This window comes from Chitinophaga hostae, assembly GCF_018224885.1.
Lineage (GTDB): Bacteria > Bacteroidota > Bacteroidia > Chitinophagales > Chitinophagaceae > Chitinophaga > Chitinophaga hostae.
This window is the reverse complement of record NZ_JAGTXB010000017.1, coordinates 66,204-78,621: the sequence shown is the minus strand read 5'-3', so window position 1 is coordinate 78,621 and position 12,418 is coordinate 66,204. Positions and strand designations below refer to the sequence as shown.

The following is a 12,418-nucleotide window of genomic DNA, read 5'->3' as shown; positions in this document are numbered from 1 at the left end:
CCTTTACAAATAAAAAACTCTTACAAATGAAAAGAACAATTGCCATTTGTTTGATCGCCGGATCAATACTGTTTTCGTGCGGTAAACCACATCAACTAGAAAAAATAAATAACCCCAGGAACGTATCCGCAGTGGTTCTCCAAACGCCCACTGCAACAAAAGCCACACCTGCGTTGCATGTGGAAGGGCGCTATCTTAAAGATTATTGCGGAAACAACGTATTGTTACACGGAGTTGCCATGACGCCAAGCCCATGGTTCAACGGATGTGCCTCCGGAAACTGCCGTTGGAATAATTACGATATCCAGGGATGTCTTTCCTATAATTTTGCTGTAATGGACCGCCTTACAAGTACGGACGACGGTTTTTATCTTAATTATATAAGACTCCATATTGACCCTTATTGGACAAATGACCCCGGTGCGCCAATTCCAGAGAATGATATTTCCCGTTTTAATTATAATCGCCTGGTCACCTATACAGATCAGGTGATCATCCCTCTGATTAACCATGCAAAATCACGGGGAATGTACGTGATTTTACGGCCGCCTGGCGTTTGCCCTGGTCGCATCGCCGTAAACGATGCCTACCATGCATATCTTACTACTGTATGGAATTTTCTTTCCCAGCATCCCGCGCTAAAAAATGCTGAGAATGTGATGTTTGAAATAGCGAATGAACCTGTAGAGATCCTGGGAACCAATGGGGTATGGGGATCGACGGGCGCGCCACATTTCGAAGCATTACGTAACTTTTTCCAGCCAATTGTAAATAGTATTCGCAATAATGGCGCACAGAACGTTTGCTGGATTCCGGGTACCGGATGGCAATCGCATTACCAGGGCTATCCTAATTATCCGATCACCGGTGGAAATATAGGCTACGCTGTTCACATTTATCCGGGCTATTGGGGTGGAGTAAACAATTATACCGCGTTTCAGGCCGCATGGGATATTAATGTAAAACCCGTTGCGAACATAGCTCCGATAGCAATAACAGAAACTGACTGGTCGAACGGCTATGGCACCTTTGGACAAGGAATCACCGGCACTGCTCAGGGAAATGGCTTTGGAGCCAATCTTAAATATATTACAGATCAGTCCGGCAATGTCAGCTGGAATCTGCTGGGGCCGGAAGACCTTATCAATGAGGGCGACCCGCAAGGGGTAACCGCGTTTAACAACGATTGGGAAGCGTGCGCTGCTCCGTGTAAGCAATGGTTTGCAGCATATGCATCGTCAAATATACCATCGGTTTCATGCAGTACCGGGGACCTGCAAAATAATACAGTATATGAAATTGAATATTTGCAGGACCCAAGCAAAGTGTTAGAACTCCAGTACGGCAATGATACAAATGGAGGCGTGCTGCATCCCTGGGGGCGTAACGGGGCATCCGCGCAGCGCTGGAAAGCGATAGCTACCGGCAACGGTTATTGGCGGTTCGTTTCGCTCGCAAGTACATCCGGAAGGTGCATTGACCTTGCCAATGGCGCAACCGCCAATGGAACTACAATCAGGCTTTGGGATAATTACTCAAACGACGCCCAGGCATGGAAGATTACAAGTACCGGCAATGGATACTATAAAATTACGTCTAAGCTAAATATGGCAAAGGCCTGGGATATTTCTGGTTGCACCCTCAATGGGAGCAACGGTTTACAGCTTTACGATTTTCTGCAGAGCTCCTGCCAGTATGTTCGTTTCGTCAGGATAAATTGAGAAATGAAATAATGCTTTTTAATATAACAACAGTCCGGTAGTTTTCCTCAAAAGTCATTATATGGAAATAATATACTTAATAGTGAATTTAAGGAAATCGAGGCTTTTAAAACATCCAGTATGTCCTATCTGGGTACTAGAAAAGGTTGTAAGTTAATGAACGCTTGTAATTCTCTCGTTATCTAAATTTCAGATTATTTATTTGAGATGAAAATCCGACAGTGTTACCATATGTGGAATCTACTCCGTTGTATTACGCTTCCCCGGTCCGTTTATTAAACTAGATTAATCCCAGTTCTTAATATAGGTTATTGGCGATAGTTATTTAAAGCATGAGTTTTGTCTTGTCATTCGAAGCAAGTATTAAAGAATGATGCTGACTACCTGCGGACTTATTATTTGCTCGTTAGACGGAAACCCATACTAAATTATTAACTATCATTTAAACTCAAAAAACATGAACAAGATCACTGTTAAAGACGGTACCGAAATTTATTACAAAGATTGGGGAACCGGTCAACCCCTTGTTTTCCATCACGGCTGGCCATTGTCCAGCGATGATTGGGATGCTCAGATGATTTTTTTCCTGAACCAGGGCTTTAGGGTTATAGCTTTCGATCGCAGAGGCCATGGTAGGTCCAGCCAAACTGCTATTGGTCATGATATGGATACTTATGCATCAGATGTAGCGGAGCTGGTGAAAGCGCTCGATTTGAAAAATGCAGTGCATATCGGGCATTCAACAGGTGGAGGAGAAGTGATCCGTTATGTAGCAAAACATGGAAAGGGCCGCGTCGCTAAAGCTGTGCTCGTGAGCGCCGTTACGCCGATCATGGTAAAGAACGAAAATAACCCCGACGGTGTTCCGCTGTCTGTATTCGATGAAATACGAGTGAATACGGCCACCAGCCGTCAGCAGTATTTCCAGGATTTTACCGTTCCATTTTATGGTTACAACCGGGAAGGCGCTAAAAAATCACAAGGTATCATGGACAACTGGTGGCGTCAGGGCATGATGGGAGCCATTAAGGCGCATTATGACTGTATTAAGGCTTTCTCAGAAACAGACTTTACCGAAGATCTTAAAAGCGTTGACATCCCGGTATTGGTGATGCATGGCGAAGATGACCAGATTGTACCCATCGCTACTACCGGTGTGAAGGCAGCCCAGCTGCTGAAGAATGGCCGTTTGATTTCCTATCCTGGTTTTCCGCATGGAATGCCCACTACGGAAGCGGCTACAATTAATGCAGACCTGCTGGCCTTTATTAAAGAATAATAATTAAAGTGATCATTTGCAACCAATGGCCAGGAGTTACTCCTGGCCATTGGTTTTTGAGGAACCCCCGAAATCTTAACATAGATTAACCCGGTTTCTTAAACTGGTTCATAGGCAGAAGGGGCGATATAACGGAACTTTGTTTTATAAATATAAAGTCGATGGCACAGTATATTCTTCATAAAGCAGACACCCGCGGACATGATCATCATGACTGGCTGGATAGTCGGAAAACATTCAGTTTCGGCGATTATTACAATCCCAGGAGAATGGGTTTTGGCGCACTACGGGTGCTGAATGATGACACGCTGCCCGGTGGAAAAGGATTTGGACTACACCCACACGATAATATGGAAATTATCAGTATTCCATTGAAAGGAAGTCTCAGACATGAGGATTCAGCAGGAAACAAAGCGATAGCCGCCGCAGGAACTATCCAGGTAATGCACGCCGGCAGTGGCCTGTTTCACAGTGAATACAATAATAGCAGTGATGAGATAGCTGAGTTCCTCCAGATTTGGCTCTATCCGGAAGACCTGAATACGCCGCCCCTATATACATTGGGAGAGCTGCCACATCATGAAGGAAGCAACCAGTTGTATACGTTTATCGGGCCTGATAATCCCAACGGCATCTCTGTTCGCAAAGATGTATGGTTCGGCATCGGGTATTTCGATTACGGCGTTTCATTTGCTTATCCGGTACATCAGCCAGGCAATGGCGTGTATGCTTTCGTGATAGATGGCCGTTTCTCCGTCGATGGAAAGGAACTTTCAGCCAGGGATGGACTGGGCATATGGGAGTCTGACAGCATTGAAGTAAAAGCGCTGAGTGACAGTGCCCGCCTGTTGATAATGGAGGTACCCATGATCATTAACCCGCAATAATTTATTGCTATGGACAATCACTTAAAACTGCTCGCTGTTGGATACGATCCTGCTATTATGCAGGTGGTAGGGCGACTACTGAATAGTCATACCGGCTGGAATGGCGTTGTGGCGCTTACAAGGGAAGAAGGACTGGAAAAATTACAGCGTGAAAATTACGATGCCCTGTTGCTCTGCGTGGGCGTAAGTGCCGACGACGAAAAAACATTTCACAGGGCCATTAACTATCATCATTTGCCAACCATCATTATCAGGCATTACGGCGGCGGTAGCGGACTATTAGAAAATGAGGTGCGTGCCGCACTCGATCATCAACAATAAATGTAAAACTATGGGAAAACAAATACAGGGTCTTCATCACATTACTGCTATTGCAGGTGATGCCCAACGCAACTATGATTTTTATACCGGTGTACTTGGACTCAGAATGGTAAAGAAAACCGTCAACTTTGATGATCCGGGCACTTATCACTTTTATTATGGTGATGAGCATGGTACCCCTGGCACCATCCTTACCTTCTTCCCATGGGGAAATATTGCTTCAGGGCGGGCTGGGACAGGCATGGCTACCGAAATAACCTATGCCGTACCGGAAGGCAGCCTGGATGCATGGAAGGAACGCTTATCCCGTTTTAACGTGCCTTTCTCCGACATAAAAGAACACTTCGGCGAACCTTATCTTGCGTTTACAGATCCCGATGGCCTTAACATCAACCTGGTTGTACCCAAAACACCGGATACCAGGACGCCCTGGCAAACAAGCGAGGTAAAGGCAGATATGGCAACAAGAGGTTTCCACAGCACTACTTTATCGCTGAAGGAAATAGATGCCACCGCTGAGGTGTTGACAGACATATTCGGTTATCGCCTGCTGGCCCAGGAAGGAAACCGCTACCGCTTTATCACCGACACGGTGCAGCAGGCTGGTATCATTGATTTGCTGGCATTGCCGGATGGACAACGCGGTTTAAATGGCGCCGGTATCAATCACCATGTGGCCTTCAGGGTAGCCAACGACGTTATCCAGATGGAATACCAGGAAAAGGTGTCAGGTAAAGGGCTGCAAATCACGCCCAAAATTGACAGGGACTATTTCTTTTCCCTATATTTCAGAGAACCGGGTGGCGTGTTGTTTGAAATCGCGACGGACAATCCAGGCTTTACAGTAGATGAGTCGCCCGACAAGCTGGGCACCGGTCTCAAACTTCCCAAACAGTATGAGCCGGCCAGGGGCGAGATTGAAAAATTATTACCGGTATTAAAATAATCCTGACATGCATAAAGAAAATATCATTACTGGCGCAAAGCCGGTGACGGAGGCTTCAAAGGCATTGATTATGTTGCATGGCCGGGGTGCATCGGCGGAAGATATCCTGTCGATGGCTAAATGGTTTCCCGTCAGCGACTATGCACTACTGGCGCCGCAGGCGACCAATCATAGCTGGTATCCGCAGTCGTTCCTCGCCCCGCCGGCGGAGAATGAGCCATGGCTTTCTGCTGCGCTAAGCCAGCTGAAAAACATGACAGATAAATTGCAACAGCAGGGGATTGCGTCGGAGCATATTTATTTCCTCGGGTTTTCCCAGGGGGCATGTCTTGCACTTGAATTCATTACCAGAAATGCGGTAAGATATGGAGGCGCTGTTGCTTTCACGGGTGGGTTGATCGGTGATCGGATATATCCGGAGAACTACCACGGAACGTTTGATGGCATGCCTGTCTTCATCGGTAGTTCCAATCCCGATTTCCATGTGCCCGTGCAACGGGTACATGAATCGACTGCCATCTTACAAAAGATGGGTGCCCGGGTTACGGAAAAGATCTATGATAATATGGGACATACAATCATCGAAGATGAGATCAGGCAGGCCAATGAACTGATATTTAGCTGATGCTATTTCTTTTTGTGCATCGCGCTTCTCACTTTGCTCAGAAATTCCGGCGATACCCCCAGGTAACGGGCTATCTGGTTCTGCGGTACACGTTGTACCACCTGGGGGTACTTTTCGAGAAAAGCGAGGTACCGCTGTTCTGCGGTTTGTGAAACCAGGCTGTGGAAACGCTTCTGCAAGGCGAAGAGCGATCGTTGTATCAGCAACCGGAACAAGGTCTCAAACTTTGGTATTTTTTGATACAGCGCTGCTTTGCTCTTATGGTCAACGACCAGCAGCTCACAATCTTCCAACGATTCGATGAACATATTGGAAGGCGTCTGCTCCGTAAAACTGTATGGGTCGCTTACCCACCAGTCTTCTATGGCGAAGGAAAGTATCGTTTCCGTACCATCATCACTCAGGTAATACGTACGGATGCAACCTTTGACGATATACGCTTCAAAGTCGCAGATCTCGCCATCCTGTAAAAGATAAGTGCGTTTTCTCACCCGCCTGAATTTAAGCAGGGAATGAAATAGTTGCCGCTCTTCCGGCGTCAGCGATATGATACGGTCCACGAATTGATCAATCTGTTCAAACATAGTCTGTTAAAGATAGGTTATTAGTACTTGCGTTCTTTCCCATTTCCCGGTAAATACGCGACACCCGTTAGTCAAACCATGTACCTGAATTTAATTTGTTGATTTTCAATATTAAGTGGCAGTTTGATGAAAATGTTATTTTACGATATATCGTAATTTTATGAAAGCTTTTGTATTATTGCATAATGAACACAGACAGTGCTAACAAAGATGAATTTGAAACCCTGCTTTGTTTTTCCAAAGCAATAGCTGCTGCCAGGCACCGCTCCGATCTTTGGGAAATCGTTAATGAACAATTGCTGGAAAATATTGGCGCCAACTATTATACGCTTTGCCTGATCAATGAAGATGCCGTTACTCACTCGCCATTTCTATATAGCCCGAAAAATAAAATAAAGACCGTTACAGGGGAAAGCCCGGTGATGCTTCAGCAACATACCATTCATGACGGGATATTTGACAAGGCCATTGAGGAGGAAGAGCCATTGGTGTTCAATATGCAAAGCCTGGTGCGTAGAAAAGGAATTCCTACCTATATCATACACTGGTACAACGCCGGCGTGAAGGAGATCATGCTGGTCAGGATTTGTAATGGAAAGGAGCCTAAAGGGGTGCTGTATCTGTATGCGTTGAACGCAGGCGTTTTTTTACAAAGCCGGTTCAGTTTTTTCAAAAGTATTGCTGATCAATTAGGAACAGGTATTTCCAACATACTCGCCAACGAAAAAGTTGAATTACAATTGGAAGAAATCCGGAAGTACAAGACCCGGCTGGAGCAGGAGAACAGTTATCTGAAAGAAGAACGAAGGAAGGATAAACAGCTTACAGGCAAGGCTATCGGTAAGTCGGCCGCCATGCAGAAAATATACGATCTTGTTTCAAAGGTGGCGGCTTCAGATGCTACCGTATTAATCCTGGGAGAAACAGGTACCGGAAAGGAATTGATTGCGCACCAGGTACATGATGCCTCTCCGCGGCGCGACAAACTGATGATCAAGGTAAACTGTGCTGCCATTCCGGCCAACCTGTTGGAAAGCGAATTGTTTGGCCATGAGAAGGGCAGTTATACAGGCGCCCTGGAGAAGAGAATCGGCAAGTTTGAACTGGCCAATAACAGCACGCTTTTCCTGGATGAAATCGGGGAACTGCCGCTGGAAATGCAGGCGAAATTATTGAGGGCATTGCAGGAAAAAGAGATTGAAAGAATTGGCGGAAAATCGGTGATAAAAGTGAACGTGCGCATTATCGCTGCTACCAATAAGAACCTGGAGGCGGAGATTGTAGCCGGCCGGTTCAGGAGTGACCTGTATTACCGGCTGTGCGTATTTCCAATTTCCTTACCGCCATTGCGGGAACGCAGAGAGGATATACCGGACCTGGTTTCTTTTTTTATCGAAAAATATGCGGTCAGCAGTGGCAGAAAGATAAATGGTATTGCCCCCAAGGCATTGGAGAAGTTAAAGGCTTATTTCTGGCCGGGAAATATCCGGGAGTTGGAGCATTTAATCGAAAGAACGGTGTTGCTTACTGCTACCGGAACTATTACAGAGGTTAGCCTGCCCGCCAGGAATAAAATGCTGTTCGCCTCACAGGACCCTGAAACACAGGTACGTCCATTGGCAGACGTAGAACGGGAACACATCCTGAAAATGGTGAGGTTGTCGAAAGGAAAGGTATCCGGACCCAATGGTGCAGCGGCTAAGTTGCAGTTACCGTCTACCACGCTGATCTCAAAAATGCAGAAGCTGGGTATCAGGAAGGAGCATTTTATTGATACGGGAAAAGACCGGGATTAAAGCAGGTTGGCCGTAGGGGAGGCAGATAAGTCCAGTTTGCGGGAAGTGAACGCCCAATATGTCCAGAGACCGGCGCATAGTATTAACGCACCTCCAGGCCAGTAAAAGGAAAGTAAAAATGCGGATAGATGCACTGGTATGCCATACTGATAGTTTCTCCTGATTTTTTTAATGGCATCCGTGCTGATTTCCGGTCGTAGTAACGCCTTGTTCCGGCTGGCAATACCCCATAATAAATTAAAAGCAAGGTTAATCCATACGAACAGGCCGGTGTAAATCGCTACAGCTACCGTTGCGGATGGGGTGCTATAGTACCTGGCCAGCAAAGCGGTGGGATAGGAGATACATGTGGCCAGGAATAGAATGAGCCCATTGGCAAACATCAGGGGAGTGTTGCGCCGGTAGATCTGCTTAAACATCTTGTGATGGTTGACCCACATAATGAAAATACTGAAAAAGGACAGGCTGAAAGCGAGGAAGGAAGGCCACTGCGCCAACAGGCTGTTCATCAGGACTTCCCGGTTGTTATTACTTTCTACTGCCGGAATGTGCAATTCCAATACCAACAGGGTAATGGCGATTGCAAATACGGCATCGCTGAATCCTTCTATTCTCGCCGTTTCTTTTTCCATGTAGTGGGTTATTTATAGTTGGTTTTTATACCCAGTTTTTTCATTTTTGAATACAGTGTTTGCGCAGATATGTTGAGAATGTCTGCAGCGCCCATACTTCCGGACACCCGGCCATTACAGGCTTTCAGGACTTTCATAATATGCGCTCTTTCCATTTCTTCCATTGTTTCCAGCTTCTCTGCTGTTTGCTGGAGTGACAGCTGGGTGACTGGAATTTCTATTGCATTGATTTGTTCGCCGGATGCCAGGATAAACTGTCGCTCCAACACATGTTCCAGTTCCCGGATATTGCCTGGCCAGTCGTATTGGCGGAGTGTTTGCCAGGCGTCCTCGCTAAGGACGGGCATTTTTTTGCCGGTGTTGTCTGCGAATTTTTTAAGGAAATAAAGCGCCAGCGGGTGGATATCTTCTTTGTGTTCGCGCAATGGTGGCAATGCAATGGGAAATACATTGAGCCGGTAGTATAGATCCAGCCGGAATTTTCCTTCCGCTACTTCTTTTTCCAGGTTCCTGTTGGTAGCTGCAATCACGCGCACATCTACCTTAATCAGCGGACTACCGCCCAGCCTTTCTATTTCTCTTTCCTGGAGTGTACGGAGCAGCTTTACCTGTGCATCCAGCGGAAGTTCCCCGATCTCGTCGAGGAAAATGGTGCCGCCATGTGCTTGCTCAAATTTACCGGTACGTTTTTGAACAGCTCCCGTAAACGCGCCTTTTTCATGGCCGAATAATTCCGATTCCAGCAAGGTAACGGGCAGGGCTGCACAGTTGACGGTGATAAACGGTTTATTTTTCCGGAGAGAATTTTTATGAATGGCGCGGGCAAAACGTTCTTTGCCAGTGCCGCTTTCGCCCAGCAGCAATACAGAGGTATTGGTGGAGGCCACTATTCGCGCCTGGTCCTGCACTTTTTTCATGGCATCGCTATTGCCGATGATCTCAGGATCAAACATTGTTTCCGCAGGTGTGGAAGGCGCTTCCCTGATCATACCGGTTTCCACGCCACGACGATAGCGGGCAATGTCGAGCATTACGAAAAGGTCCCGCTCACGGAATGGTTTTACCAAAAAGCCATGGGGCTGGGTAGCTTTGGCGGCTTCCAGTGTCTGTTGGTTGGTATTGGCAGAAATGTACAGAAAGGGGATATGAAGCTGCAACAATTCTTTTGCCAGTTCAATGCCATTGGTAGGTGTTTTGAGGATGATGTCGAGCAGCACCCAGTCGGGCTTTCTCTCTGTAATCAGCGCCCGGGCCTGTTCTACGGAAGCTGCGATACCACAAACATCGTAACCGCCTTTCGTCAGCATCATTCTCAGATCATTGCCTACGATGAACTCATCCTCTACGATCAGTATTTTTTCTTTGTCAGCCATACTTTTAGTTTATGGGGTTGATTGATCTTGCTAAAAACAGTACTTGTATAGAAACGCCTGCCGGGCCGCTTTTAATATTGAAAGATCCCTCCAGCTGTTCTGCCAGCCCTTTCATGAGGCTCATCCCCAGTGATCGTGATTCTTCCGGAACAAAGTTGTCCGGTAGTCCAATACCATTATCTGCAATGATAAGCGAGCAATATTGTGCTTCATCTTTTTTGCAGGTGATAGTCACGGCGCCTTTCCGGTTGCCGGGAAAGGCGTACTTGATGGCATTGCTGACGGCTTCATTCAGCATCAATCCTAGTGGAACGGCCTGCACTACATCCAGCAGCATCACATCGCTGTTGATGGAGAAAGATATCCTGGGGCCGCTGTCAAAGCTTTCCTGCATAAAACCGGTCAGTTCCCGGATATACCAGTCCATATTGATAGCGCCGAGGTTGTCTGTATGGTACAACCGCTGATGGATCAGCGACATGGCATACATGCGGTGCTGGCTGTTTTTGATAGCGGCGATGGCATCGGCATTGTCGAGGTACTGCGACTGGGTATTCAACAGACTGATGATGATCTGGAGATTATTTTTTACGCGGTGATGTATTTCTTTCAACAGCCATTCTTTTTCATCTACCAGCTTCTTTAGCAGCTCATTTTGTGTATTAATAGCTTCCTGCTGTTTTTCCAGCCGGAAAGTGGTTTTTTTCTTCAGCCGGTACCTGTTGTACAACAGTGCCAGGATAAGCAACAGCATGCAGATACCTCCCATGATCACGTTACGGAATACCCTTCCTTTTTGTAAGGACACTTCCTGTAAGACACTTTTCTGGGTCAACAACTGGATGTCTTTATCTTTTCTTTCTGTTTCGAATTGTAACCGGAGCACATCCAGTTGTTTGCTTTGGTTGGTGCTGGTCACGGAATCGGACAATTGTTTATAATGCTGGAAGTAGGTGATGGCAGCGGACAGATTGCCCAGCGCCGAGTCGTTACGGAAAGCGAGATACGCTGCTTCTGCCTGGCGTACCAGTCCCGCAGGCACTACTTTCATATCTTGCTGGTAATCCCTGATGTATTGGGCTGCATCGCTGAAATGGCCGGCTTCCTGGAGGTAGAAGGCCACTGCCAGTCGAATCGCCTGGATAATTCCTTTGCCGGCACTTCCTTTTTCAAGAATGGTTTTTAGTTTTTCATAATGGGGCGTAGCTTTCGACAGCGTATGAAGCGCAGCATAGTCTTTCAGGTAACTTATTTCAGCATGGATGATGTCATTTTCTTCAAGGCCCGGACCTGATTTGTAGAAGGCATATAAGGTATCCAGACTCCTGTTGTATGCTCCCTGGTCCCGCAAGGCATCAGATATATTCAGCAGCATGGTTCTGACAGTGCCGCTATCGTGAAGCCCTCTTGCATGGGCAAGTGCTTTATCAAAATAATCGAGTGCCTGATCATAGTAATGTACGCTATAGTAGTTTAATCCAACGCGGTTGTAAATGGTGGCCATCAGCGGCCCCTGTTCATTTAGCTTTTCGGCAGTTTCTACTGCCAGCAGGTTGTAGCGCAGGGATTGCACAAAGTTGTTGGATTTGTGGTATACTTCTCCTAAAATAGAATACAGGCCCTGTAATCTTGGGTATCCTTTCTTTTTATAAATGGACAGCGCTTCTCGGAGTACCTCTTCTGCATGAATATAATCTCCGTTTACCTGTAGCAGATCTCCGATAAACTCTTTCAGACAAGCTGCAGACAATTCATCACCGGTTTTCAAATAGATCGCAGCTCCCTGCTGATACAGTTCAATTTTGCGGGAAAGATCCTGTGCTTCATTGGAGTAAGTACCTCCCAATTCAAGAATGGCCTGTGCTTTTTCTAATTCAGTGCCATATTGGGCCAACAAGCGGAGGGCTTCTTCACTGCTGTTTCTGCCCTGACTGGCATGTCCTGATTCCCGGAAGGCCTTGGCCCGCAGCAATTTGCTTAGGCCAAGCCCCCTTAGGTAATTAGTTTGCGTGCTTCTGGCTTCCATTTGATCTGCCATGCGAAAGGCCATGTTCATGTCTTCTTCCCGGGATTCCGGTTTGTCGAGGAATGCTTCGCCCACACGCAGCATCCGGGCAATGGTGGCGGTATCCGTCTGGCTATTCCGGAGCAGCTCATTAGCCTTTTTAACGTCAATGTCTGACTGGGCACGTGTGTATACCGGCAGCAGCAAGCATATAAATAACACCTTCCACCGGGAATTGATCATGAATTG

General features: G+C 46.7%; 11 protein-coding genes. 7 read left to right on the top strand and 4 right to left on the bottom strand.

What is annotated here, in order from left to right:
• Window positions 1-26: 26 nt before the first annotated feature.
• The 6 genes from KE626_RS25780 to KE626_RS25755 all read left to right on the top strand — a co-directional run bounded on the left by KE626_RS25780 (window position 27) and on the right by KE626_RS25755 (window position 5,779).
• The gene (locus tag KE626_RS25780) at window positions 27-1,721 is read left to right on the top strand and encodes an RICIN domain-containing protein (RefSeq protein WP_211975902.1); all 1,695 of its coding nucleotides are present in this window, start codon (window positions 27-29) and stop codon (window positions 1,719-1,721) included.
• A gap of 457 nt (window positions 1,722-2,178) precedes the next feature.
• The gene (locus KE626_RS25775; protein WP_211975901.1) at window positions 2,179-3,000 is read left to right on the top strand and encodes an alpha/beta fold hydrolase; all 822 of its coding nucleotides are present in this window, start codon (window positions 2,179-2,181) and stop codon (window positions 2,998-3,000) included.
• A gap of 161 nt (window positions 3,001-3,161) precedes the next feature.
• Window positions 3,162-3,887 (top strand): pirin family protein, encoded by a 726-nt coding sequence (locus tag KE626_RS25770; RefSeq protein ID WP_211975900.1) that lies wholly within the window; start codon window positions 3,162-3,164, stop codon window positions 3,885-3,887.
• A 9-nt stretch (window positions 3,888-3,896) separates the two neighbouring features.
• A complete protein-coding gene (locus tag KE626_RS25765) occupies window positions 3,897-4,208 on the top strand; it encodes a hypothetical protein (RefSeq protein WP_211975899.1) in 312 nt (103 codons plus the stop codon).
• A gap of 10 nt (window positions 4,209-4,218) precedes the next feature.
• On the top strand, window positions 4,219-5,154 hold the full coding sequence (locus KE626_RS25760; RefSeq protein WP_211975898.1) for a ring-cleaving dioxygenase: 936 nt from the start codon (window positions 4,219-4,221) through the stop codon (window positions 5,152-5,154).
• A gap of 7 nt (window positions 5,155-5,161) precedes the next feature.
• The gene (locus KE626_RS25755) at window positions 5,162-5,779 is read left to right on the top strand and encodes an alpha/beta hydrolase (protein WP_211975897.1); all 618 of its coding nucleotides are present in this window, start codon (window positions 5,162-5,164) and stop codon (window positions 5,777-5,779) included.
• A gap of 2 nt (window positions 5,780-5,781) precedes the next feature.
• Here the strand turns inward: KE626_RS25755 and KE626_RS25750 are convergent, their stop codons facing one another.
• On the bottom strand, window positions 5,782-6,363 hold the full coding sequence (locus KE626_RS25750) for a Crp/Fnr family transcriptional regulator (protein ID WP_211975896.1): 582 nt from the start codon (window positions 6,361-6,363) through the stop codon (window positions 5,782-5,784).
• 185 nt (window positions 6,364-6,548) lie between these two features.
• On the opposite strand from KE626_RS25750, the gene KE626_RS25745 reads away from it, so the two are divergent.
• Window positions 6,549-8,159 (top strand): sigma-54-dependent Fis family transcriptional regulator, encoded by a 1,611-nt coding sequence (locus KE626_RS25745; protein WP_211975895.1) that lies wholly within the window; start codon window positions 6,549-6,551, stop codon window positions 8,157-8,159.
• Here the strand turns inward: KE626_RS25745 and KE626_RS25740 are convergent.
• The 3 genes from KE626_RS25740 to KE626_RS25730 are packed head-to-tail and all read right to left on the bottom strand — an operon-like array spanning window position 8,156 to window position 12,412.
• Window positions 8,156-8,791: a TMEM175 family protein gene (locus tag KE626_RS25740; RefSeq protein ID WP_211975894.1), complete on the bottom strand. Its 636-nt coding sequence runs from the start codon at window positions 8,789-8,791 to the stop codon at window positions 8,156-8,158. The two genes, KE626_RS25745 and KE626_RS25740, sit on opposite strands and share 4 nt — an antisense overlap.
• An 8-nt stretch (window positions 8,792-8,799) precedes the next feature.
• Window positions 8,800-10,164, bottom strand: coding sequence for a sigma-54-dependent transcriptional regulator (locus KE626_RS25735; RefSeq protein ID WP_211975893.1), 1,365 nt, complete (start codon window positions 10,162-10,164; stop codon window positions 8,800-8,802).
• A gap of 4 nt (window positions 10,165-10,168) precedes the next feature.
• Window positions 10,169-12,412, bottom strand: a complete 2,244-nt coding sequence (locus KE626_RS25730; protein WP_211975892.1) for a tetratricopeptide repeat-containing sensor histidine kinase — start codon at window positions 12,410-12,412, stop codon at window positions 10,169-10,171.
• Window positions 12,413-12,418 lie beyond the last annotated feature (6 nt).